We start from the raw sequence: 23,210 nt of genomic DNA on the forward strand, positions 1-23,210 counted from the left end.
TTAGAAATCCTCACCTTCTAGCATGTCCATTTGGCCTGTTTCTTCGTCGAAATTCGTATTTTTTTCGGTAGCTAAATTTTGAGCGTCATCTTCAAGAGGTGTAACATCTTTAGCCTGCTCTGCTTCCTCTGGAGCGCTCAGCAAATCAGAGAGATTTTCCGGCTCTTGAGGTGTGACGTCCTTCGCTCTCTTCACTTCATTTACATTCGAATCCTCGTTATCGGCCAGAATAGCCTTTTGTAATTCGATTGAAAGTGGCGCATACTTGCTCAAAAGCTCTTTTATGAGCGTTTTTTGAGCCATAGCGTCAAATTCAGTTTTCCAAGGTGTTCCTGGTTTAAAATCTCCAATCTGCTTGTCGTAGGTTTTAGAATATTTCTGAGCATGTGCTATAACCTTTTCTTTTTTCCAGAAAATCATTTTTCGGAATCCATTGATCAATTCCAAACTTGCAAAATATCCTTCGACCTCTCCGCTATCAACTTGCTCATCCGTTAGATGCAATGTGCCGTAAACTTTGTCGTACCGCAAAAACTCTTCTTTGTAGACGACATCGCAGTTTATATTCCTGATTTGCCCACTCCGTTGAGCCAATTGAATGAAACCTTTATAACCCATCTGGAATTGAGCTTCATTTATTTTCACCCAAGTATTTCCGCGCTTCTCGCTTCGGTTATACGGTACTACATACGCCATTCCAAGGCTTGGCTCAATCGGTAGCTTCAAAGTTGCTGCTTTCATGGCTGCGTTCATGATACTTGTATTTGTAGCCTGGGCCAAATAACTATTGTTGTTTATAATTGACAACAAACTTGCAACGAATTGTGCCTCACTCCCGTCCAATACCGACTTAAATCTTTCTAACGCTGCTGGACTTTTGAATGCCTGTTGTGGTGTCAATGTGTCGAATTTAGCTATTTCATTTGCCATTATTTTCTTCTACCTTTCGTTTTCTTAAGATTCCAATTCTCACGCTTCAAGCGTCTGTTTTTGTTTTGCAATTTTAAAATAATATCTTGTTGGTCGTTGATAATCTGCCCGAGTTCTCGGCCAAGATGAATATATTCAGCCCGCCAGTTATCAATTTCTGCGTGTAGTTCCTGGATCATATTTCATCACCTACATATCGACGCCGACCGCATCCGATATCCACATACTCGCTAGGGTCAAGTTCTTCTCGTGGTTCAGGCGGTTGCATCATATCTCTGTCATAATCAAACATGAGCATACACCTTTCCGAGTTCCAGGACTCGTTTCACATATCTAGCTTTGGACGTCAAACCGAGATCCAGCAATTCGTTTTTTTCTTCATGATTGGCCAAAAGCCACACACGGTTCTCAAGTTCAATTCTGGTCATCTTCCTGCTCCACCTCTTCAATTTTCACTTCGCTATTTAGACGCTTCATCGCTTCATCTACCGACTTGCCGTCCAGGACGTCCTTGAGCACGTGGCTTACATCGTGCATTGTTTGAGCCTTCGCCTTGCTTCTTTCAGTCTCTGGCATCAAGCCGATTTCTTGCAGAGCCAAAAAGGCAAGGCTGAAAGCGTGTATTTCTTTCTGAAGTTGTTTGATTTTTTTGATTGTGCGAATTGCTTTAAACATATTGTTCTCCCATCTGTTCTTTTTCTTTATAAACTGCCAACTGTTGCTTCAAATCGTAGTTTTCTTGCTCGAAAGCAAAGCGACGCTTGCGCTCTTCAAATAGATCATTGCTGGTCTCAATAGCAACCTCTCTCCAGTCAAGACTCACTTCCTTGATGATTCCTTCAAGTCTGAGTTTTAACTTGGTAAGTAATTTCATATTTTCTCCTTCGTTAAATAGCTGTCTTTTTCCAATTTTCGTGGTACCATTCAATAACTGCATCCCTTGGATATTTCTCACGCTTACCCTTGATGCGCGGAAAGTCTGCGTGACGGTTGAAACGCTCGTCGAATGTCGCTGTGTCCTTCGTTCCTAACAACATTTCAGAACATTGTGACTTGTTCAGCTCCATCGGATAGCGTCTCCTCTCATCCGTGATAACAGTCATGACCTTAAGCGTTCTATCCATTAGTCCAGCTTCAAACTGGTCTAATAGTTGCATCATTAAATCGTTCATGTTATAATTTCCTTGAATAATTTTGTCATGCGCCTGATTGCCGTCAGGTGCTTTTTTGCTATCCCCTTTTCTGCTATAATGAAACCAGAAAGGAGGATAAAATAATGAAAAAATATATTATTGAACATCTTGCTAATAAGTCATCTACTCTTTCAATCGCTTTCACCAACGGAAAGAGTCATACTTTTTGTGCTGTTGTTGACGAAATTCCTGAAAGTCCCAATTTAATTGAATTGAAACTATCAGATGAGCAATATGTCGTGTTAGTCAACATCGACCAAGTTTGTTATATAAACCACAGAAGCTAATCCATAGACTTCAGTAATTTATATGACTTCAATAACTCTGCAACAGCTATAATCGTTGCAGGGTCTTTTTTATCTGCTTCATCCAAAACAGCAATTACAAACTCAGAAGTTTGATCTAAAACCAATGAATGTTTTGACATATTTCCTCTCCTTTCTTTGTTGAAATGCGTTGAATATGTCAATAGACATGAGAGTGTCAATCTACATGTTCAACCATTTCCTAATCAAATCTTTGCTGTCAACGCTACTGACTTCCAGTTCGTCATCAATCCAATTGAGTTTCATCAAGTGGGTGAAACTCTTTTGTTTGCTCTAGATAAACTCCATCCGCTGAAATAATAATCTTTGAATGAAAATCATTTTGTTTCAGCTCTTTAGAATAAATCAACAAGTCTTCTAAAATAACCTTCTGCTGCTCATCGTCTTTATAATTTGATGTTTCTTCAGATTGTAATTTCTGAATTTCAGCAATCACCGTCGCATCGATTTCAATAACATCTGGAATTGCTGTGATGGTGATTTTTGGTTTCTTATCCGCAGGCATTTCTAGTTTAAAATCAATTACCCCTCGGCCAAGCTCCCAGTCATTGATTTTCACTGAATACCCTGAAGAATTAAGAGATTGACCCTCAGTAGGTTCTTGCTTCGGTTTAATACTTAGTTTGAATTGCTTCATGAGTACTCCTTTCCATTTTTGCAAAGTCCTAAATTAGAAATTTCTCCCTTTTCTTTATTTAGATTAGTAGTAGTTTGTTGTAAGTTAGTATTTATTACTAAGTTAGTGCCGTTAGGCTTAGATTATTGTATAGTTAGTACTTGTTGTATAGTTAGTATTTATTAGAGGGCAATTTTACACATGGCAATTTTACACATGGCAATTTTACACATGGCAATTTTACACATGGCAATTTTACACATGGCAATATTTTCCAACTGTATTTTTAAACTCCGTCATCTGTGGATAACTCTTTCTCAAGATTAGTTTTTAGATATTCAAAGTAATTATCTGAAATAGGAACATCTGAAAAAAATCTGTGTACTGTGACGCCTTTACCTCTACCTAGTCCTAAGCGGTATACTCTGAGATAACCTGCTTTCTCTAAAAGTTTAAAGTGCTCATCTACCGTGCGCCTGCTTATACCTAGACGTCGTGCAATCTCATCGGGATACACAACCCAATCAGACTTATTCATCAAGATTACTGTAAGGATACCTATCGTTGTTGCCTTTAAACGTTTGTCTTGAGCATAAGCATTATTCAAAGATGTGTAATTCCCATGAGTGTTTCTGAATATGTACTGCATACCTCATATTTAAGCTCCTTTCTGTAACTCTAACTTGTTCATTCATACCTCCCCTAGTCTATGATTTAATTCGTATTTTTTGCCTAAAAAAATAAAATCCTTTTCGACATTGTATAGTCGAGCAAGTTTGTCTAAAAGATCCATTGGAATTTTTGAACTATCATGCTCATACTTCAACAGTGTTTGTTGATGAATGTTCAGTTTGTTGGCAACTTCTTTTGCAGATAAGTTATAATTTGTTCTTATTGCTCTTAATGTCATTTTCGGCACGTTCCTACCTCCTTATTTTTCTATTTGTTCCTCGCAATTCTGCTATAATGTAGTCAGAAAGGAGGTGATGTTATGACTGATTATCAATTAGAAGCTTCTCTGATTGCCCTTGGCAAAGAGTACGAAAGAGCCAAGAAAGACGGAAAAGAAAGCTTCAGTATACATGTATCGTTCTTTGATGGCTTAGATACTAATTGCCATCTTCAAGAGTTTGCAAGGCAATATCCCGTAAGGATTGCCCGTTTGAAGCCTGACCAAATAACTTTTCTAATAGACTGAGCTCATTCAATGGAAAGGGGTTATTGTCTATACCATCGTTAAAAGTCAAAATTACTTCACAATCTTCATCTGCAAAATGATTGATAAATTCCACTCTCTCTACTCCGTCGAGAAACATCCCATCGACGAATACAGCAGAGTGGTTTTTTCTTGCCATCAGCAGCACATCGTGTATAGATGTTTTTACTGACACAATTCTGTTAGTTGTCATTTACCATCGTCTCACTCTCTAGCGCCCTGAGTTCAATCTCATGAGCGACTTGTCTCAATAGCTTCTCACATGCTATCTTAGCTTCTCTGTACGTTGTAGATTCGCTGATGAAGTAATCAGCAAGTTCAATGATCTTATCTTCCATTCAACCTCCTATATCGGTCTTAAGACCGATGGAATTCCCTCTTGATTTGCTATAATAATTTTGACTAGGACCTCTCACCGTTTTAGTCAAAAATTTCAATAGAAAGGAGCAGTCTTATGTCAAAGACTCCAATAAAACCTGGAACAGACAATCAGAAACCCGGCCACTATGTAGAGGTGGGACCTCGTGGTGGAAAAGTCACTAATGGTCATACTGCAACAATTGGAAAAGGTGATCGGCTACCTCCGACATCAGCTAAAGGCAACGGCTGGAAGAAAGTCTAATCTTCGTTTGCGTACAATCGTTCAATGGTTGTACGCTTTTTCCATAAACAAAAGCACATTCCAAAAATATTTATTTGAATCCATGCTTCAGCGTAATCTTTCCCGTTACTTGCATAATGAGTTATATAATGGTGAATCATTTCATTCCTCTACTCCTTTCTCTTTTTTTCGCTCTATGAGCAATAACTAGGAGGGGAATCGCGCCCCTCTACGCTACCCTAGTTTCTTTCACTTCTTCAACCTTTTCAAGAACCAAAATTGTAAGAGCCATTTCTTGAAAATCTTTGTCATCAAATCCGATGACGTCACCGTAAACTCCGATTGCTGTCAATAGTGTGTTATACAATTCGTACATATCATCTGATGATAGCTTTTCACGATCTAGGATTTCTCCAAGTTTCAATGAGCGTTCTCTGCGATTCTTAACTTGTAAGATTTCTTTTGCTAGTGCGATTTGTTCTTGTGTTGTAAGTCCTTTATTCATGATGTTTCCCTCCGGTTTGTTTTTGTTATTTCCTTAAGCTTGATTTAATTATACTACGATTTAAATCGTATGTCAATGATTTTTCGATTTTTTTCGTAATTTTTTCGAATTTTTTATTTACAAAATCGAAAATAAACGGTATTATATAGTAAAGAAGATAGGAGGAAAAAACATGGCAAGAGGACGAGGGAAATTAACTCCTCAAGATAAAGAGGATATGAAAGTCTTTTCCGCAAATCTTAACTCAATTTTATCTGATAGAAATTGTAAACAAGCTGAGCTATCTCGAGCGACAGGAATACCACCTAGCACATTGACAGGGTATGTAAAAGGAACTTCTTTGCCAATCCCTGGTAATGTTCAAAAAATTGCAGATTTTTTTGGAGTACCTAAATCTGTATTAGATCCTAGATTTGTAACTAATAATTCTATGGTCGATGACCCCTCTTCTACCACTTCCCCTATCCAATCAATCTACGACGAACTAAAACCTCCAAGACAAGTCGAAGTCTTGAATTATGCAAAGAGGCAACTGAAAGAGCAGAGGAACGACGAAGAAACGAAGATAAACGAAGTATCGGAGAACATCATCAGCTTGTATCAAGTTGAGGTTGTTTCTGAGACGGCAGCAGCTTGTGGATTTAACTATGGATTTGGCTACGACGATACAGACAGAGAGACTATAGAGGTTGACGAGCAACCACCACGTCACGATATTGCTACTAAAGTCAGCGGAGATTCCATGCAACCTGACTACCAAGACGGAGATATCCTCTATTTGCTAGACAAAGGATTGACCACCTACAACGGAGATTTAGCAGTTATCGCATACGGAGACCGTTCTTACTTCAAGAAGATATACACCGAAAACGGACGCTTACGCCTAGTTTCCCTCAATGACAAGTATGAAGATATCATCCTAGACTTCCCACCAGCCGAAGACACACACATCAAGATTTTTGCAGTTGTCGGGGTGTATAGGGAGAAATAAAATGAATAAAGAAAATCCATATTTTGAACAAACCAAACAAAACTACATAGAAGTTGAAAAGCTCTATAAACTTGGTAAAGCAAAACATACATCTTCTAAATACAGATTTCTTGCACCAGCAGTTAAAAGGCAATCTGAACAATTCTTATTTGAAGCCAAGACTCAAAAAAGAAAATATTGGAAATTCAGCCGTGGCTCTCTAGTGTTCGTAGAGTTTGGTGTTAATATAGGCGGAGAATTATCGAATAATCATTGGGCGATTGTCTTAGACAAAGGAGATAGTCCTTATAAAAAAACACTTACAGTAATTCCTCTAACATCTAAAAATCAAATAGATACTGTACTCATTGATGAAATTATTGCAGAATACCCTTCTATTTTGCTTGATGAATATATTGAAAAATTACACAAAGAATTATTTGCTTACCTAAAATATTTAGATTCCAATAATGCAATCACTGAAGCTGCCTTATCGGATGTCTACCAAGCCTACACAGAACAATTTTCAAACGAAATAATTCAACCTAAGATAGTAGACGATGACAACCTTAAGCGAACACAATCAGAAATATCTGACATTATTGAATTAACTCAATACTACAAAAAATACATTAAGCGCTCTTATGCCAAGTGTAATAACCTTCAAACAATCAGCAAAGATAGAATTTTAAAGAAAAATAGATTAGATCCAATCGGAAAAATGAAAGTATCTGATAACACATTGGACAAAATTAACGAAAAGTTAAAAGAATTATACCTTTTCTAATCTCTTGACATTTCTTAATAATTATATTACAATACAGCTATCAGGAGTTTAGCTCCATAAAGTTTACATTTGGATTTTAGATCCATAACGTGATGGTAGCCGTATTTGATACGGCTACTTTTCTTTTTATCTAGCAACTGTTTCCATTTTGGAAACAACTCAAAAAATCCCCACACTCTCCGACGGCAATCTTGAGTGTGAGGGTGTAAAGAAGAGTATTTAGTGTTAGTGATTTAAAAAAGGTAAAATCAATGAAAGAAATAATTTATTTAGATACAAAACTAGTCAATTCATTTTTAGCACAGCAGAACTCGGGGCTGATAACGAAGTTAGTGAACGAAAATTCTGAGAGTGATTCTAGGACCGAAGGAAGTACCGAGCAAACAACTACATCCAGTGACGTCGGCCTCTCTGCTCTATTAAAAGCAGCAGGAAGCTACTCTAATACTAATGTTGATAGTTACAACTTTGTATTTTCTAAGTCAAATAAAAATCTAGTAGAAACTGCTCTTGATGATTATTCTTTAGATTTGCTTATCACTGGTCTTGAGGCGAAAGAACTTATAAAACATAGCGATTACCAAGATGGTGACTTAATTTCTGTATCTGGAGAGTTGACGGTATTTAACTTTGAACAATTAGCAAATACAAGTGATCTAGAAGAAATAAAATTTTTACTTCCTGGATACGATGAATTTAAATCGCTACAATAAGAATTGAGAAAAATAAAGGGCAAAGACAAACACCTACCTAGGATTAAACAAATCCAAGAAGAACTTTCCAGGAATGGTTGGAATAACTTTGAGACAATGAAGCATATGTCTTCTTACTTAACAAAGTTATTACCTGAAACAAATCTAATCAAAATTAGTAATACCTTCAGCATACTTCCGCTTGAATTTCTTCGAGTTCAAAGTGTTCAGCTTAGTTTTATGCAACTAGGAAAGAGAAAAATAAAAATGCTAGGTATCTGCTCTTCAACTTTTGACGAACAAATACCTAGCGATTTCTCACACATGAAAGATAGTAACTTGATGTTGAAGTACGCTCCAACAACAATCTTGAATATTATGCTTGGTTCTTTTGGGATGGTAGCCAAAGACGACCACCTAGTAAGACCTATTGCTATTTATTTCGAGGACGAAATAGATGTCCATAGCGCTGATTAAAACACTCTCTTTTTAAAGCGAGTTCTTCCTCGCCTGTTTTAATATCCATGCGAACTCTATCGGCAAATTCCTTGTGGCGCAATTCCATTTCTTTTTTAGATTGCTCCATCTTTTGTCGCTCTTTGGTGACGTTAGTAAAAAAAGAAAACATTATTGCACCACCTTTCATCACTATTTTACAACGAACAGTATCAAAAAGCAACAAAAACCCCCACACTCTCCGACGGCAATCTTGAGTGTGAGGAACTTCAGTATAAGAAACAACCATTAAAAAGGTCGTTTTCTTATACCCATTTTATCAAAAAAGTGAGGTAAAAACAATGGCATACTTTAGAAAAAGAGATAACGGGTGGGAATATCGCATCTCTTATAAAGATAAGTCTGGTAAATATAAACAGAAATCAAAGAGCGGATTTAAAACGAAAAAACTTGCTCAAGCAGCAGCAAGAGAGATTGAAGAAAATCTAACTGAAAATATACTAACAAATAAAGATGTTACGCTTTATGATTTTGTAAAAACTTGGTCTGATGTTTACAAGCATCCCCATGTCAAAGATAAAACATGGGATACATATACTAAGAACCTCAAACACATTCAGACATATTTCGAGGATTTGAAAGTAAAGGATATAACGCCCCTTTATTATCAAAAAAAATTAAACGAGTTTGGCGAGAAATACGCTCAAGAAACACTAGAGAAATTCCACTATCAAATTAAAGGTGCTTTGAAAGTCGCAGTCAGAGAACAAGTGATCAGCTACAATTTTGCTGAAGATGCCAAAGTGAAGTCACAAATCGAAAACCGAGCAGAAGAAAACGACTTCTTGGAAGAAAGCGAATATAAGGCTCTAATTTCGTCTACTCGCTCTAATATCCAGTACGTGTCCTATTTCACTCTCTACCTGCTTTCAGTCACTGGTATACGCTTCTCTGAGGCTCTGGGGCTAACTTGGAGCGACATAGATTTAAAAAATGGAATTATAGATATAAACAAGTCATTTGACTATTCCAAGACGCAAGATTTTGCGGATCTAAAAAATGAAACATCAAAAAGAAAAGTCCCAATAGACAAAACCACGATAGAAACGCTGAAAACTTATAAAAAGAAATATTGGCAAGCAAACATAAAAAATCGAGTTTGTTTTGGTGTGTCAAATTCGGCTTGTAATAAGCTGATAAAAAAGCTAGTTGGTCGACCAGTAAGAAATCACAGTCTGCGTCACACTTACGCATCTTATTTGATTTTAAAGGGTGTAGATATTGTAACCATATCAAAATTGCTAGGGCATGAAAGCCCGGATATCACTTTGAAAGTATATTCGCATCAAATGGAAGCACTCGCAGAAAAGAACTTTGAAAAAATCAAAGAAATATTCCTGATTGCTTGAATTTGGGGCGGATTTGGGGCGAAACCTTAATAAAGCCCATTAAATCAATAGTATTTAATCCGTCTACCGCCTTTCAATACCTGAAATAACAGGAATTAACCGAATGAAAAGCCCGTAAATCGGGCTTTTTTGTTTTTTTCTTCGGACAAATAAGGACAACTTTGAAAATCTTTTGGGACGAATAAAAAACAGTGACGAAAATCACTGTTTTACTCGGTTTCTTCTTCGGGTTCTATTTCGGTGATTTGAACTTTTACCTTGGTAACACGTCCATTTTTCACCTTATCATTGGTCAAGATAACCTGCTTGTTTTGACTGACCAGTTCATAACTGATTTTTTCAGTTGTTGGGATCGTACCAACACCCGTCAAATAATAACCGGCGATAGTATCCACATCGTCGCTTTCTAGTTCAACGCCAAAATAGTCGTTGAAGTCATTAAGATTCATGGTTCCTTGTGCAATATAGGTATCCTCACCGATTTGATGGACTTCGATTTCTGCTCTGTCCGTTTCGTCATCAATTTCGCCGACGATTTCCTCCAGGAGGTCTTCCAGAGTTACCAAACCAGCCATACCACCGTATTCGTCTAGTAAGATAGCCATTTGATTTTGGGTATTTCGAAGCTCTTTAAGGAGATCATCCACAAAGATAGTTTCAGGCACAAATAGTGGCGTTTGGAGGATTCGTTTCCAGACAATATTTTCAAAACCATCCGCATAGGCAGCGTTTAGCAAGCGCTTGGTATGAATCAAACCGATGACATTGTCCTTATCCCCATCATAAACAGGAATACGTGAGAAATTTTGCTTCAAAATACTTTCGATAATCGCCTTACTGTCATCCTGAATATCTACCATAAAGGCGTCTGTACGAGGCACCATTAGCTCACGAGCCATTAGTTCATCTAGAGAAAAGATCCCCTGTAGCATTTCAATCTCATCTGCATCCAGTGTTTCTTCACTATTGGTGAGCATGTACTCTATTTCATCACGTGTCATCTTTTCATCAGCATCATCAAAGGTCATTGGGGTCACACGACTCAACAAATTAGTTGAAGCAGATAGTAGCCAGACAAAGGGACTTACAATCTTTCCAAGACCAATAATAATTGGTGCTGTTCGAATCGCCAAAGCATCTTTCAGATTGAGGGCAATCCGCTTAGGATAGAGCTCACCAAAAACAATGGAGATATAGGTCAAGAATGCCAAAGAGAGGAAACTTGCAATGGCGTAAGCCGTCTCTCCGCTTCCCATCCAAGATGCGATCACTTGTCCAAGGGTATCCGCCAATTTGGCCCCTGACAAGATCGTGATTAAGGTGATACCGACTTGAATCGTTGATAAAAAGTGATTAGGGTTTTCAAGTACCTTTAACAAACGGATATAACGTTTATCTCCTTCTTCTGCTTTTTGCTCTACTCGGGCACGATTTAGTGACACCATAGCCATTTCTGTAGCTGAGAAAAAGGCATTTAAAAAGGTCAATACAACTAAAAGTACAAACTGTAGCAACAAATTCTGACTGCTCGGGTCTTCCATAGTCCTTCTCCTAAAATAGTATCTTGTGTTCCATTATATCACAAATTAGCGTAGGAATCACATTATTTTCCAATTTATACAATCGCTCCCTTATCGTATGATAAACAAAGGAGCGATTTTTGTTCTTTTGTAGATTGTTTCTAGTTTGTCACTGTGACTTGACCTGTTCGGTAATCAAGCTGGATTCCCTTTTGAACATTGGGGATCAGGACATTGAATTCCAATTCACCATCCGAAGACTTGGCTTCGATTTGTGAAGCGGATGGAACTAGATCCTCATTTGTCGCATAGTGAAGCGTCACCCGATAACGGACTCTCTTATTCTGGTCCAAGGCTTTTCTGACCAAACTCTCATAGTAGTTCTGACCTGTCGAATCCTCAGCCTGCGCTTGGTTTGCCCAAGCTGTCTGGACTGCAATGTTCTTGGGATTGCTGGTAGAGGCATCAAAACCATCCAAACCACCTATCAAGGCATAGCCCAGCAGATGTCCTCTATCAACTGCATGTGTATAGGTTCCCTTTAGATTCTTGACCTGATGCCATCCTGGTGGCGTCCAAGAGGTGGATCCATTTCCAGTCTCTTCACGATTCTTATACTGCCGAGTCGCTTTGGATAAGATAGCATTGGCAACAGTCGGGACGGTCTCTTTCCCGACTGGTTTTATTTTATTATCCGCATAGGGTTTGCTAGAAACCTTAGCATCTAGATTGGTTTTATTACCATTAACAATAAAGGCACCTGCCCCATTCCATTCTAGACCACCTTTTATTTGATTCTTGACCGACTCGGTTAAGACACTTTCTGCCAACTCCTGACTAGGAGCTTCTGAAGCTTGTTTTTTCTGACTAACTTTGGTTTTAGGCGTGTTTGATGTCAACTGCATCTGCTTGATATAATAGCTTCCAGCAGCCAAGAGTAAGAATATAAGTAACCCTATCAGAGCCTGTCTCGTTTTTTTGTTCATTTTTCTCCTTATTTCTTTAGAAAAAGACTGGTCTCCCAGCCTAATTTCCTGTAAATTTGCTAATCAATTCTTGCCACTTCGCCGGAGACAAGATAGCCCACGGATCCTGTCCCTTTCCTAAGATACCATAGCCAATCATCAAGCCGATTCCTAAAGCAAGGAATCCCAGCAAGAGTACGATAAAAATCAACAGTAAGCGACGGAGTACATAGCGTATTCTCTTATTTTTATTTCTATTCCTCTTCATCATCAACCTCAATCCGCTGAATCTTCGCTCCTAGATGAGCTAACTTCTCATGGAAGCGGTAGTAACCTCTATCAAGGTGGACTAATTTACCGACAACTGTCTCTCCTTGTGCTACCAAACCTGTCAGAATCAAGGCTGCGCTGGCACGAAGGTCCGTTGATAGAACTTCTGCCCCCTGTAAAGCCTGTCCTCCGACAATACGAGCTGTATCACGGATAATCTCCGAATGCAGGCCCATACGGCGCATTTCCTCTAAGTGTTGGAAGCGATTCTCAAACACCGTTTCCACCATGGTGGATTCCCCTTTTGCGACTGTCATCAGAGCTGTAAATTGCGCCTGCATATCTGTTGGGAAACCTGGATGTGGTAAAGTTTTTACATGAACAGCCTTGAGGTTTTCAAGTTGAGAACGAACACGGATGCCTTCTGATTCCTCTGTCACTTCAACACCCATTTCAAGTAGTTTTGAGATTAAGGGGCGATTATGTTCCCAGACTGCATCACGAACGAGGACATCTCCGCCAGTCATAGCTGCAGCCACCATAAAGGTTCCAGCTTCGATACGATCTTGTACCACATTATGAGTTGTTCCATGGAGTTCCTCAACACCAGTCACTGTGATTGTTTCTGTACCGGCTCCCTTGACCTTGGCTCCCATTTCATTAAGGAGAATAGCGAGGTCAACAATTTCTGGCTCACGCGCAGCATTTTCAATGACCGTCACACCATCAGCTAGAGTCGCTGCCATCATGAGGTTTTGTGTTGCGCCAACACTAGGAAAGTCCATGTAGATATGAGCTCCATGCAGGCGTTCTGCCTTGGCTTCGATGTAACCAGCTGTCTGGCTAATCTTTGCCCCCATAGCTTCCAAACCTTTGAGGTGGAGGTCGATCGGACGACTCCCAATAGTGCAACCACCTGGCATGGATACCTTGGCGTGGCCTACGCGAGCAAGGATTGGTCCTAAGACAACGATCGATGCCCGCATCTTGCTGACATACTTGTATGGAGCTTCCTCCGTGATATCACCAGTCGCATCGACCTCGACAACATGAACTTCCTCATCAAAGTCCACCTTGGCATTCAGACCTCGAACCACTTGATTCATGGTGAAAACATCTGACAAGATTGGGACATTCTGCAAGACTGTCTTCCCCTTGCTTGCTAGAATAGTCGCTGCCAACAAGGGCAAGACTGCATTCTTTGCTCCCTCGATCGTCACACTCCCGACCAGACGATTATCTCCGCCTTGAACCACAATTTTTTCCATAGTTTTTCCTTTACTTTTGATTTTATAACAGTCCTCTAAGTGCTTCTTGCCACAGTTGGTACAAACTGATAAAGAATGAACTCAAGATGTAGCCCATTACAATACTAAAGAAGCCTACCAACAAACGAACTTTTTTTGTGTTAGTAGCGGTCACTTTTAAAACCTTTTCCCATCTCACAAGGTCCTTCAAAAGGTAAAAACTCAAATAAATAAAGAGTATATGACTACTTAGAGTGAATAATAATTGAACCATTTGACTATTATACCATCTTCTCTGCTTGCGCGCTAGTTTTCGATTTTTCTACGAATTAGGGATTCTTTTTGAGGTAATCAATCGCATCTTGTAAGGTTTTTACGGGAACGATTTTCATCTCTGTCTTGATGGTTTTAGCAGCTTCTAAGGCTGTTTCATAGTTGCTTTTCGCATTGGGATCTGCTTTTTTCGCTTCCTCGGTGACTGGATTGTCAGGAGCAAAAAAGATGTTGGCTCCCTGACGAGAGGCTGCAACTACTTTTTTGTCAATTCCACCAATATCGCCAACATTTCCATCGCGATCAATAGTTCCCGTTCCCGCAACGATGCGGCCATTACGAAGTCCTGGATCTGCTATCTGGGTGTAAATAGCTAGGCTAAACATGAGACCTGCACTTGGACCCCCGATACCAGCTGTTGAAAAGCGAATTGGAACATCACTGGTCACTTCCGTACGGTCAATTAAACCAATCCCAATCCCGTTTTTCCCGTTTTCAAGAGTGATAATTTTACCTTCAGCAGTCTTGACTCTTCCGTCTTCTTCGTAGGTTACCTTGACTGGATCCCCTAGTTTTTGAGAGTTGACATAATCAATCAGGTCTTTTGAACTGTCAAATGTTTTGTCATTAACAGCCGTCACTGTATCCGCAATGTTCAGAATGCCCTTAAAAGTTGAATTTTCTGTCACGGTCAAGACATAGACTCCCAGGTACTTGAGTTCTATATCCTTGCCAGCCGTCTTCAAGCCTTGATACTTGGCCATGTTTTGAGAAGTTTGCATGTAGAACTGATTGATCCGCATAAACTCTGCATCAGTAGAGCCACCCGTAGTCTCCTGAGCGCTTCTAATATCCGTGAAAGGTGTTAACCAAGCATAGACAAGATGCGACAGGGTTGCATGTCGAATCCCAACTGTCACAAACTGGTAAGCTCCTGCTTCTGTGTCTTCTGTTTCATTGACTTTTAAAACTTGACGAATATCTTCCGCTCCACCTGGAACTTCTATGTAGTATGGTAAAGGTACTACAAAGGCTAAAAAAGTCAATACTAATGCTAGGATGACATATAAGGGCCATCTAGTTTTTTTCTTCATGTTCTAATTCCTCCACGACACTGTTTGGGACATATTGCTGAATCTCCTGACCAAACTTCAGAAGTTCTCTCATGGCTGAAGAGCTAATATAAAGATGCTCTGGGCGACTATATAGGTAGACAGTCTCAATCTCTGGAGCCAGTTGATAATTGTAGTAGTCAAAACTAGCCTCATATTGCAAGTCTGTAGCATTCCGCAAGCCACGAACAAGAGTTTTAGCTCCCAGTCTTCTTGCAACATCAACAACTAATTGGTCGTGAGAAGCCAACACCTCTACATTACCTAAATGCGCCACAGCTTTTTCAACTGCTCGTTTGCGATTTTCAACAGGGAGAAAACCTTGTTTGTGGGGATTGTAGAACACCCCGACATAGAGCTTATCAAAGAGTTTGCTGGCTCGCTCAATGATATCCAGATGTCCATTTGTCATCGGATCAAATGAACCTGTAAATAATCCAATTTTATCTGACATAAACTGTCACCTTACTAATCCCATATATTTTTTCCTTCCAGATGCCTAAGCAGGCAATTTCTTCTGGGAGTTCTACAGACTTATCGGTTTCGCAGACAACCATGACCTCTTGGGAGAAGAGATTTCTCTCTGCCATTTTTTCGATATCTGCAACGATTTGTTCCTTGGCATAGGGAGGGTCTAAAAAGACCAGATCAAAGGGACCTGTCACTTGCTCCAAGGCCCGTTCAGCTTCCATCTTTAAGAGCTGAAATTTAGAAACTTCCTTGGTCATCTGGATATTTTCAGTGATGACAGCTTGTGCCTTTCGATCCCGTTCTACTAAAACAGCATGGGACATACCTCTTGACACAGCTTCAATAGACAGACCGCCACTGCCTGCATAAAGATCCAAGACACGACCACCCTCAAAATAGGGACCTATCATGTTAAAGATAGCTCCACGCACCTTATCTGATGTCGGCCTAGTCGTCTTGCCTTCTAGCGTCTTGAGGGGACGCCCTCTGTAGATTCCTGATACGATTTTCATACCGTTTATTATACCAAATTATGGAAAAAAAGAGAAAGAAAACCGAACCTTACGGTTCGATTCCCTACAAGATATTTTCGTAAGTGTCGCGGACTTCTTGTGGCCAAACACTAGTCTGAACCTCTCCGATGTGTTTCTTACGAAGCAGGAACATGGCCATCCGAGACTGTCCGATACCCCCACCGATTGTCAATGGAAAAAGACCGTTAAGCAAGGCTTTATGCCATTCCAGCTCCAGACGATCTTCGTCTCCTGTTAGAGCCACTTGACGGCGAAGCGTATCTTCATCGACACGAATCCCCATTGATGACAACTCAAAGGCGCAACCAAGAGGTTCATTCCAAACCAGAATATCTCCATTTAGTCCCTTGTAGCCATTCTCAGACTCTGTTGTCCAGTCATCGTAGTCAGGCGCACGGCCATCATGAGGTTTCCCATCAGGCAATTCTCCACCAATACCAATCAAGAAGACTGCACCGAACTCTTTACAGATTGCATTTTCGCGCTCTTTCGGTGTCAAGTCTGGGTAACGTTCTACCAACTCTTCTGTATGGATAAAGGTGATTTGTTTTGGCAATATCGATTCGATATCATAGCGAGCTTCTACTGCTAATTCTGTCAGACGAATAGCCTTGTAAATCTTTTCAACTGTTTCTTTAAGATAAGCGATATTGCGTTGTCCATTTGGAATCACTTTCTCCCAGTCCCACTGGTCTACATAAACAGAGTGGGTCGCGTCAAGCGAATCTTCGTCTGGACGAAGGGCCTTCATGTGAACAAACAGACCCTCACCTTCACCGAAACCAAAACGAGCCAAGGTGTGGCGTTTCCATTTGGCAAGTGAGTGAACGACTTCATAAGTTTCATCTGGAATCTGCAAAACCTTGACAGATACTGGATTTTCGACACCTGACAGGTTGTCCTGCATCCCATCCCCGACCTTGCTCAAGATAGGACCTTGAACTTCAACAACTTCTAACTTATCTTTCAAATACTGGGTAAAAGTGTTTTTGACAAAGGAAATTTCTTCTTGTTGATGAATAAAACTTTTCTTCATAAACAGCTCCTCAAAAATTAGTTAAAAGCATTATACACCTATTTCCAAGAAAAGAAAAGAGTAAATAAGAAAAAGTCAGTGCTCTTTAGAACACTGACTCTATAATTCTTTAATCGTTTCGACCAAAGATTCGTAAAATGCTAAGGAAGAGGTTAATAAAGTCTAGGTAGATGCTGAGTGCCATTGAAATGACCCAGCCTGTCGCTACTTGTCCTCGTGACTGCTCATAAACATAGCGAATCTTTTGGTTGTCCCAAGCAATCAAACCTGAGAAGACCAAGACCATGGCAATACTAATCATGTAGTCAAAGAAACCACTAGCTAAGAAAATATTCACAATCATGGCAATGATGAGGCCAACAAGCGCAGCCATCAGAGCACGTCCCATTCCACTCAAATCTTTCTTAGTGAAAATTCCGATTGCTGCCATGACAAAGAAGAGTAGGGCACTGGATACAAAGGCTGATAAGACGGTCCCAGGTGTATAGAAGGCTACGACAAAACTAAGCGTAAAGCCATTTAAAACAGAATAAACTAAAAATACTGGGAGAGCTGCTGGGCTATTTTTTGCAGCCATGCTACTTGCAACAAAGACTAGAGCAAGTTCTGCAAAAGTTGCAATCATCAACCAGAGACGGCCATGCATTAAAAAGTAGACCAATTGGGACTGAAAGACCGTCAACATCAAAGCTGACACGAGAGCCGATAGACCAATCCCAAGTCCTACAAAAGCATAAACCTTAGCGTAAAATTGATTGAGACCTGAACGTTCTTGAATAATTGTTTGATTCATTCTGATTCTCCTTTTTCTATAAATATGTCTTGATTATAACAAAGTTTTTATAAATTAGCTGAAATAAAACATCAAAATGCCTGCTGCAACTGCTACGTTGAGACTTTCTGCTCGGCCTTTCATGTCTATATGAACCAGCTGATCAGCACTCTCAGCCATGACAGGACTAATTCCCTGTCCTTCATTTCCCATAACTAAAACAAAGTTCTCTAGTGAAGAAAGCTCACGATAATCCTTTGACTCTCTCGATAAGGTCGTTGCCAGAATGGGCAAATTGCTCTTCTTTGCCTCTTCTACAAAGGTGGCAAGAGGCAAACGATAGATGGGCAAGTGAAAATGACTTCCTTGCATGGAACGCAGGGTCTTGAGACTGTAGATATCTGCTGACTTGTCTGAAACAATGACTCCTGTAAAACCTGCCGCATCCGCCGTCCGAATCATGGTACCCACATTGCCAGGATCTTGAACATCTTCTAAAAATAGAAACTTTCCCTGACGAAGATCAGGCTGTCCCATTTCTTCTTTTTGAATAACTGCGACAATGCCTTGAGGGGTTTGCGTATCTGCTAAGTCCCGCAAAATCTCCTCTGAAACCCAGACAGTTTGAGGAAAAGCAGCTAACTGATCTCGATAACTTTCTAAGGCAAAAATCTTCTCAATCGTCACTCCTGCTTGAACAGCTTCTTCAAACAAGTGCCAGCCCTCAATCAAATAGGCAGACTTTCGATATTTTTTTTGATGCAATTTCTTGGCATTTTTTACCACAGAATTAGCTTTTGAGGTTATAATAGTCATAGAAATATTATAACACAATCAAAGGGGTTTGGTATGCAAAAGGTTAGAATGATTGCCCAAGGCAGGGTGCAGGGTGTTGGTTTTCGTTGGGGCGTTTATACTCTAGCGCTTGAAATCGGTGGCATCACTGGTCGTGTTTGGAATAATGACGATGGCACAGTGGAAATTCTTGCTCAGGCAGAGTCCTCTGCCACTATGGCAAAATTTATCCAAGAGATCCGTAAAGGCCCTACACCTTTCTCAAAAGTTACCTATCTGGATGTGCAAATGAGTAATTTTTCATCCTATTCAGACTTCAAAGTCGCAAATTAGGTCTCCAGAACTATTGTATATTTTACAAAAAAACAGTAGAATAGAAAGGTATAATTTTTAAAGAAGGAATGAAAACATTGAAATCTATTAAACGTTTTGCCCTCTCTGCTATGGGAGTGGCTATGCTACTCGTCTTGTCAGGTTGCGTTCAGATTGATAAAGCAACAGGTAAGCCAATTGGTCCCGTTTGGGATTTCTTGGGTGCTCCGATGGGAGAAGCTATCAAGTACTTCGCTACTGATAAAGGTCTAGGCTTTGGTATCGCTATCATTATCGTAACCATTATCGTGCGCTTGATTATCTTGCCACTTGGTATCTACCAATCATGGAAGGCGACACTTCACTCTGAAAAGATGAACGCCCTCAAACACGTGCTTGAACCACATCAAACACGTCTAAAAGAAGCAACAACTCAAGAAGAAAAACTTGAGGCTCAACAAGCTCTCTTTGCCGCCCAAAAAGAACATGGTATCAGCATGCTAGGAGGCGTCGGATGTTTCCCTATCTTGCTCCAAATGCCTTTCTTCTCTGCTATCTACTTTGCAGCCCAACATACTGAAGGGGTCGCAGGATCTAGCTTTCTCGGTATCGAACTAGGCTCACCAAGCATGCTCCTCGTAGCCTTTGCAGGTATTCTTTACTACATCCAATCTCTCCTCTCGCTTCATGGAGTAGAAGACGAGATGCAAAGAGAGCAACTTAAGAAAATGATCTACATGAGCCCACTCATGATTGTTATCTTCTCCCTCTTCTCACCAGCCAGTGTGACACTTTACTGGGTTGTCGGTGGTTTCATGATGATTCTTCAACAATTTATCGTCAACTATGTCGTTCGTCCAAAACTTCGTCAAAAAGTACGTGAAGAATACGAAAAGAACCCTCCGAAAGTCAGCCCTTCTGCAGGTGCAAGAAAAGACGTGACTCCTAAGCAGCCTCAAACGATCACGACCAATAAGAAAAAGAAAAACCGCAACTCTGGCAAACAACGATCTAGATAAGATTCAAAAGGCTTAGCTGAAAGGCTAAGTCTTTTTGCATCACAAAAGCCCGATGTCTCCATCAGGCTTCTTTTTTATCCATGAACACGTTTCATGTAGTCTTGGTAACTTTCTGTATCCATCAATTCCTTGGCATTCTTGACACGATCTGCTGTTGGAGGTTTTACCCCTTCGAGCGAATAAGGTATTCCCAATTCACGCCATTTGAACTCACCCATAGTGTGATAAGGTAGGATTTCAAACTTGTCAACGTTTTTAAGGGTCTTGACAAACTTACCGAGTTCGATCAAGTCCTCATCTCTATCTGTCAATCCTGGAACCAATACGTGGCGAATCCAAACAGGTTTTCCAATATCTGATAGGTATCGGGCACAGGCCAAGATGTTCTTATTGGTTTGACTGGTTACAATCTTGTGCTGTTCTTCGTTGATTTCCTTGATATCCAAGAGAACCAAATCTGTCACAGCCATGAGTTTATTAAACTTTTCGAGATAACGTGGTTTATTACGGAAAGGCAGGGCACAGGTGTCCAAGGTACAGTGGATTCCTTGTTCCTTAGCCTTGGTGAAGAGGGCAATCAGGAAATCAATCTGCAAGAGAGCTTCTCCTCCACTGACAGTGATTCCTCCCTTGTCTCCCCAGAAACCACGATAGCGAAGGGCTTCTGTCAAGACATCGTCTACTGTCCGTTCACGTGATTTATTGGTCTCCATAGCCCATGTGTCTGGGTTATGGCAGTACTGGCAACGCATGTGACAACCCTGCAAAAAGACAATAAAACGAATCCCAGGACCATCTACCGCCCCAAAACTCTCTGTCGAATGCACCATTCCTGTCACTTGTCCATAGTCAATTGTTTCTTCAGACATATCGTCACCTTCCTTGAAACCGTTTTATAGTTTTATTATATCACGACTTGAGGGAAAAACAAGATTTTTGTCTATTTTTTAGAAAGCAATCTGTTTTTCACTTTCATTTTCATTTTTTTAATGATCGGGTTCAAAATCAAAACCATACAAGGTTGCGAAATAGTCCTCAGGACGCTCTGCACGGCGGATTTGACGGGCTTTGCCTTCTTCGGTATAGAGGATTTCTGCCGAGCGCAGTTTGGCATTGTACTGATAACCCATGGAGAATCCATGTGCACCTGTATCATGAATTACTAGCAAATCACCGATTTCTGTATGAGGTAGTTCGCGATTAATGGCAAATTTATCATTGTTTTCACAGAGTGAACCGACCACGTCTACGACCTCAACTGGCCCATCTGGATGGGGCAGATTGGTAATATGGTGGTAGGCTCCATAAATGGCAGGACGCATCAGATTGACGGCTGAGGCATCTACACCCAGATAGGTACGGTAGGTTTTCTTTTTATGAGTGACTTTTGTGACGAGAACTCCGTGAGGTGCCAACATAAAACGGCCCAATTCAGTGAAAATCTTGACCTGACCAAGACCTGCTGGCGTAAGGACTTCTTCATAAACCTTACGCACCCCTTCACCAATCACAGCGATGTCATTTGGCTCCTGGTCTGGACGGTAATTGACACCAATACCGCCAGAAAGATTGATAAAGTCTAGCGAAATGCCCAACTTTTCCTTGATTTCAACAGCCAATTCAAAGAGCTGACGTGCCAACTCTGGATAATAGAGATGGGTGACAGTATTGGATGCTAGGAAAGAGTGAATCCCAAATGTCTTGGCTCCTTTTTCCTTCAAAATCGCAAAGGCTTCAAAAAGCTGGTCCTTGGTCATCCCAAACTTGGCCTCTCCAGGATTGTCCATGATATCTGTTCCTAGCTCAAAAACGCCTCCAGGATTGTAACGACAAGAGATGATTTCTGGAATGCCTGCCGCTCGCTCCAGATGTTCAATGTCTTCAAAGGCATCCAAGTTAATGGTTGCACCCAATTCACGCGCATAAGCGTACTCTTGGTCTGGAGTATTGTTTGATGAGAACATGATCTCAGAACCGGGAAAATCCAGTTTATGACTCATCAGGAGCTCCACATAACTGGAACAGTCCACACCACAACCTTCCTCTTTGAGGATTTTCAAGATGGCTGGGGTTGGAGTGGCCTTGACTGCAAAATATTCCTTAAAGCCCTCGTTCCAGGAAAAGGCTTTGTTGACAGCTCTTGCTTTTTCACGAATCCCCTTCTCATCATACAAGTGAAAGGGAGTTGGGAATTCAGAAACAATCGTTTCTAAATCTTCACGGCTAATAAATGGTGTTTTCATAAGCATCCTTCTATTCTGTTTGCAAAGAAAGGCTGGGACAATCGTTCCAACCTTTAGTTCTATTTCTTATTTGTCTTCGTCAAAGATATTTCCAATCTCAACATCGATGGATTGGTTCTTGACATCAATATTGGTTACCTTCAAAAGTGACTTGTAATCGAACTGCTTTTCACGTTCTTCTTGGGCATTATCTGCAAAGACTGCGACACCAGCCAATTCAGAGTCGAACTCACGCAAGAGACTAATCATCCCATTGACAGTTCCGCCACCTTTTAGGAAGTCATCCACGATCAAGACTCGACTTCCTGCCTTGAGGCTGCGTTTTGAAAGGAACATTTTCTCAATGCGGTCACCACTTGAACCTGATACATAGTTGACACTGACCGTTGAACCTTCTGTGATTTTCAAGTCACGGCGCACAATGACAAATGGAACATTGAGGACGTTGGCAACTGCATTTGCGAGTGGAACCCCTTTAGTTGCTACTGTCATAACCGCATCGATTTTTTGGTCCATAAAGCTCTTTGCAATGATACGACCAATATTTTTCAAAATGGCAGGTGTACTGAGCAAATCAGATAGGTAGATATAACCACCTGGCAAGATACGGTCGCTTTCTGAAAGTTTATCACGCAAGTCTGCGATCATTTCTTTGGCTTCATGACTCGAGATTGATGGTGTAAAGATAACGCCACCACCTGCTCCAGTCACAGTCTGAATATGGCCGATTTCGATTTCCTCAAAGGCACGCTTGATAATCACGATATCCTCTGAAATCGATGATTTAGCAGATTCGTACTTTTCCGCAAAGGTATTGAGACTGGTTAGTTTGTATGGATTATTAATCAAATAGTTGGAAATGACAACCATCCGATCACTTCTTCTTAATTTCATTTTTATTTACCATTCCATTTAATTTTGATATTTTATCCATTATACCA

At 40.4% G+C, this 23,210-nt stretch carries 35 protein-coding genes; 9 read left to right on the top strand and 26 right to left on the bottom strand.

What is annotated here, in order from left to right; genetic code table 11:
- The 5 genes from D8804_RS00260 to D8804_RS00280 all read right to left on the bottom strand — a co-directional run bounded on the left by D8804_RS00260 (nt 1) and on the right by D8804_RS00280 (nt 2,102).
- Entirely contained in the window at nt 1–930 is a 930-nt protein-coding gene (locus D8804_RS00260) for a recombinase RecT (RefSeq protein WP_125398428.1), read from the bottom strand.
- A complete protein-coding gene (locus D8804_RS00265; RefSeq protein ID WP_125398429.1) occupies nt 930–1,109 on the bottom strand; it encodes a hypothetical protein in 180 nt (59 codons plus the stop codon). Before D8804_RS00265 ends, D8804_RS00260 begins: the two co-directional genes overlap by 1 nt.
- Nucleotides 1,110–1,344: 235 nt before the next feature.
- Nucleotides 1,345–1,605: a hypothetical protein gene (locus D8804_RS00270; RefSeq protein ID WP_125398430.1), complete on the bottom strand. Its 261-nt coding sequence runs from the start codon at nt 1,603–1,605 to the stop codon at nt 1,345–1,347.
- Entirely contained in the window at nt 1,598–1,804 is a 207-nt protein-coding gene (locus D8804_RS00275) for a hypothetical protein (protein ID WP_125398431.1), read from the bottom strand. Before D8804_RS00275 ends, D8804_RS00270 begins: the two co-directional genes overlap by 8 nt.
- A gap of 13 nt (nt 1,805–1,817) precedes the next feature.
- A complete protein-coding gene (locus D8804_RS00280) occupies nt 1,818–2,102 on the bottom strand; it encodes a DNA-binding protein (RefSeq protein WP_125398432.1) in 285 nt (94 codons plus the stop codon).
- Nucleotides 2,103–2,206: 104 nt separating this feature from the next.
- Between D8804_RS00280 and D8804_RS00285 the strand changes: the two genes are divergently transcribed.
- Nucleotides 2,207–2,410, top strand: a complete 204-nt coding sequence (locus D8804_RS00285) for a hypothetical protein (protein ID WP_125398433.1) — start codon at nt 2,207–2,209, stop codon at nt 2,408–2,410.
- Here D8804_RS00285 and D8804_RS10035 read toward each other — a convergent pair.
- The 4 genes from D8804_RS10035 to D8804_RS00305 all read right to left on the bottom strand — a co-directional run bounded on the left by D8804_RS10035 (nt 2,407) and on the right by D8804_RS00305 (nt 3,984).
- On the bottom strand, nt 2,407–2,550 hold the full coding sequence (locus D8804_RS10035) for a hypothetical protein (protein ID WP_185774003.1): 144 nt from the start codon (nt 2,548–2,550) through the stop codon (nt 2,407–2,409). The two genes, D8804_RS00285 and D8804_RS10035, sit on opposite strands and share 4 nt — an antisense overlap.
- A 125-nt stretch (nt 2,551–2,675) precedes the next feature.
- On the bottom strand, nt 2,676–3,086 hold the full coding sequence (locus tag D8804_RS00295; RefSeq protein ID WP_125398435.1) for a hypothetical protein: 411 nt from the start codon (nt 3,084–3,086) through the stop codon (nt 2,676–2,678).
- A 265-nt stretch (nt 3,087–3,351) separates the two neighbouring features.
- Complete coding sequence (locus D8804_RS00300; RefSeq protein WP_260472315.1) at nt 3,352–3,672, bottom strand: ArsR/SmtB family transcription factor; 321 nt, start codon at nt 3,670–3,672, stop codon at nt 3,352–3,354.
- A gap of 84 nt (nt 3,673–3,756) precedes the next feature.
- The gene (locus D8804_RS00305; RefSeq protein WP_125398437.1) at nt 3,757–3,984 is read right to left on the bottom strand and encodes a helix-turn-helix domain-containing protein; all 228 of its coding nucleotides are present in this window, start codon (nt 3,982–3,984) and stop codon (nt 3,757–3,759) included.
- 72 nt (nt 3,985–4,056) lie between these two features.
- On the opposite strand from D8804_RS00305, the gene D8804_RS00310 reads away from it, so the two are divergent.
- A complete protein-coding gene (locus D8804_RS00310; protein ID WP_125398438.1) occupies nt 4,057–4,263 on the top strand; it encodes a hypothetical protein in 207 nt (68 codons plus the stop codon).
- A gap of 200 nt (nt 4,264–4,463) precedes the next feature.
- Here D8804_RS00310 and D8804_RS10040 read toward each other — a convergent pair whose 3' ends face one another.
- Nucleotides 4,464–4,619, bottom strand: coding sequence for a hypothetical protein (locus tag D8804_RS10040; RefSeq protein WP_185774004.1), 156 nt, complete (start codon nt 4,617–4,619; stop codon nt 4,464–4,466).
- Between the two features lie 116 nt (nt 4,620–4,735).
- Between D8804_RS10040 and D8804_RS00320 the strand changes: the two genes are divergently transcribed.
- Nucleotides 4,736–4,903 carry a YjzC family protein gene (locus tag D8804_RS00320; RefSeq protein WP_125398439.1) on the top strand — a complete coding sequence of 56 codons (168 nt, stop codon included), beginning with the start codon at nt 4,736–4,738 and terminating at the stop codon, nt 4,901–4,903.
- A gap of 208 nt (nt 4,904–5,111) precedes the next feature.
- On the opposite strand, the gene D8804_RS00325 is transcribed toward D8804_RS00320, so the two are convergent.
- On the bottom strand, nt 5,112–5,387 hold the full coding sequence (locus D8804_RS00325) for a hypothetical protein (protein ID WP_125398440.1): 276 nt from the start codon (nt 5,385–5,387) through the stop codon (nt 5,112–5,114).
- A gap of 172 nt (nt 5,388–5,559) precedes the next feature.
- Between D8804_RS00325 and D8804_RS00330 the strand changes: the two genes are divergently transcribed.
- From D8804_RS00330 to D8804_RS00340, 3 genes are all read left to right on the top strand, one after another.
- Entirely contained in the window at nt 5,560–6,378 is an 819-nt protein-coding gene (locus D8804_RS00330; protein WP_185774005.1) for a LexA family transcriptional regulator, read from the top strand.
- Nucleotide 6,379: 1 nt separating this feature from the next.
- Nucleotides 6,380–7,144, top strand: coding sequence for a type II toxin-antitoxin system PemK/MazF family toxin (locus D8804_RS00335; protein WP_125398441.1), 765 nt, complete (start codon nt 6,380–6,382; stop codon nt 7,142–7,144).
- Between the two features lie 251 nt (nt 7,145–7,395).
- Nucleotides 7,396–7,857: a DUF6414 family protein gene (locus tag D8804_RS00340; RefSeq protein WP_125398442.1), complete on the top strand. Its 462-nt coding sequence runs from the start codon at nt 7,396–7,398 to the stop codon at nt 7,855–7,857.
- A gap of 412 nt (nt 7,858–8,269) precedes the next feature.
- Here D8804_RS00340 and D8804_RS00345 read toward each other — a convergent pair whose 3' ends face one another.
- On the bottom strand, nt 8,270–8,581 hold the full coding sequence (locus D8804_RS00345) for a hypothetical protein (RefSeq protein WP_125398443.1): 312 nt from the start codon (nt 8,579–8,581) through the stop codon (nt 8,270–8,272).
- Nucleotides 8,582–8,633: 52 nt separating this feature from the next.
- On the opposite strand from D8804_RS00345, the gene D8804_RS00350 reads away from it, so the two are divergent.
- The gene (locus D8804_RS00350) at nt 8,634–9,701 is read left to right on the top strand and encodes a site-specific integrase (protein ID WP_125398444.1); all 1,068 of its coding nucleotides are present in this window, start codon (nt 8,634–8,636) and stop codon (nt 9,699–9,701) included.
- Nucleotides 9,702–9,910: 209 nt separating this feature from the next.
- On the opposite strand, the gene D8804_RS00355 is transcribed toward D8804_RS00350, so the two are convergent.
- The 11 genes from D8804_RS00355 to D8804_RS00405 form a co-directional block, all read right to left on the bottom strand.
- Complete coding sequence (locus D8804_RS00355) at nt 9,911–11,242, bottom strand: hemolysin family protein (RefSeq protein WP_000390050.1); 1,332 nt, start codon at nt 11,240–11,242, stop codon at nt 9,911–9,913.
- A 140-nt stretch (nt 11,243–11,382) separates the two neighbouring features.
- Nucleotides 11,383–12,207, bottom strand: coding sequence for a DNA/RNA non-specific endonuclease (locus D8804_RS00360; RefSeq protein ID WP_001036766.1), 825 nt, complete (start codon nt 12,205–12,207; stop codon nt 11,383–11,385).
- A 40-nt stretch (nt 12,208–12,247) separates the two neighbouring features.
- Nucleotides 12,248–12,454 carry a DNA-directed RNA polymerase subunit beta gene (locus D8804_RS00365; RefSeq protein WP_125398445.1) on the bottom strand — a complete coding sequence of 69 codons (207 nt, stop codon included), beginning with the start codon at nt 12,452–12,454 and terminating at the stop codon, nt 12,248–12,250.
- Nucleotides 12,441–13,724, bottom strand: coding sequence for a UDP-N-acetylglucosamine 1-carboxyvinyltransferase (murA, locus tag D8804_RS00370; protein ID WP_000411923.1), 1,284 nt, complete (start codon nt 13,722–13,724; stop codon nt 12,441–12,443). Before murA ends, D8804_RS00365 begins: the two co-directional genes overlap by 14 nt.
- A 22-nt stretch (nt 13,725–13,746) precedes the next feature.
- A complete protein-coding gene (locus D8804_RS00375) occupies nt 13,747–13,977 on the bottom strand; it encodes a DUF1146 family protein (protein WP_002892633.1) in 231 nt (76 codons plus the stop codon).
- Nucleotides 13,978–14,032: 55 nt separating this feature from the next.
- Complete coding sequence (locus D8804_RS00380) at nt 14,033–15,070, bottom strand: SepM family pheromone-processing serine protease (protein WP_000730769.1); 1,038 nt, start codon at nt 15,068–15,070, stop codon at nt 14,033–14,035.
- Nucleotides 15,054–15,542: a pantetheine-phosphate adenylyltransferase gene (gene coaD, locus D8804_RS00385; RefSeq protein WP_125398446.1), complete on the bottom strand. Its 489-nt coding sequence runs from the start codon at nt 15,540–15,542 to the stop codon at nt 15,054–15,056. Before coaD ends, D8804_RS00380 begins: the two co-directional genes overlap by 17 nt.
- Nucleotides 15,532–16,071, bottom strand: coding sequence for a 16S rRNA (guanine(966)-N(2))-methyltransferase RsmD (gene rsmD / locus D8804_RS00390; RefSeq protein ID WP_125398447.1), 540 nt, complete (start codon nt 16,069–16,071; stop codon nt 15,532–15,534). Before rsmD ends, coaD begins: the two co-directional genes overlap by 11 nt.
- 64 nt (nt 16,072–16,135) lie before the next feature.
- Complete coding sequence (gene asnA, locus D8804_RS00395; RefSeq protein WP_084971071.1) at nt 16,136–17,128, bottom strand: aspartate--ammonia ligase; 993 nt, start codon at nt 17,126–17,128, stop codon at nt 16,136–16,138.
- A gap of 109 nt (nt 17,129–17,237) precedes the next feature.
- Entirely contained in the window at nt 17,238–17,921 is a 684-nt protein-coding gene (locus D8804_RS00400) for a Bax inhibitor-1/YccA family protein (protein ID WP_125398448.1), read from the bottom strand.
- A gap of 54 nt (nt 17,922–17,975) precedes the next feature.
- Nucleotides 17,976–18,716 carry a TrmH family RNA methyltransferase gene (locus tag D8804_RS00405; RefSeq protein WP_125398449.1) on the bottom strand — a complete coding sequence of 247 codons (741 nt, stop codon included), beginning with the start codon at nt 18,714–18,716 and terminating at the stop codon, nt 17,976–17,978.
- A 33-nt stretch (nt 18,717–18,749) separates the two neighbouring features.
- Here D8804_RS00405 and D8804_RS00410 point away from each other — a divergent pair, with 33 nt between their 5' ends.
- Together D8804_RS00410 and yidC are read left to right on the top strand one after the other, a co-directional pair.
- Complete coding sequence (locus tag D8804_RS00410) at nt 18,750–19,028, top strand: acylphosphatase (RefSeq protein ID WP_001174621.1); 279 nt, start codon at nt 18,750–18,752, stop codon at nt 19,026–19,028.
- A 77-nt stretch (nt 19,029–19,105) separates the two neighbouring features.
- Nucleotides 19,106–20,026, top strand: coding sequence for a membrane protein insertase YidC (gene yidC / locus D8804_RS00415; protein ID WP_125398538.1), 921 nt, complete (start codon nt 19,106–19,108; stop codon nt 20,024–20,026).
- 74 nt (nt 20,027–20,100) lie between these two features.
- On the opposite strand, the gene pflA is transcribed toward yidC, so the two are convergent.
- From pflA to purR, 3 genes are all read right to left on the bottom strand, one after another.
- Complete coding sequence (pflA, locus tag D8804_RS00420) at nt 20,101–20,895, bottom strand: pyruvate formate-lyase-activating protein (RefSeq protein ID WP_125398450.1); 795 nt, start codon at nt 20,893–20,895, stop codon at nt 20,101–20,103.
- 117 nt (nt 20,896–21,012) lie between these two features.
- Complete coding sequence (locus D8804_RS00425) at nt 21,013–22,269, bottom strand: diaminopimelate decarboxylase (protein WP_125398451.1); 1,257 nt, start codon at nt 22,267–22,269, stop codon at nt 21,013–21,015.
- Between the two features lie 66 nt (nt 22,270–22,335).
- Nucleotides 22,336–23,163: a pur operon repressor gene (gene purR / locus D8804_RS00430; RefSeq protein WP_002874197.1), complete on the bottom strand. Its 828-nt coding sequence runs from the start codon at nt 23,161–23,163 to the stop codon at nt 22,336–22,338.
- Nucleotides 23,164–23,210: the final 47 nt, after the last annotated feature.

Source organism: Streptococcus oralis (assembly GCF_003944215.1).
Classification (GTDB): domain Bacteria; phylum Bacillota; class Bacilli; order Lactobacillales; family Streptococcaceae; genus Streptococcus; species Streptococcus oralis_BI.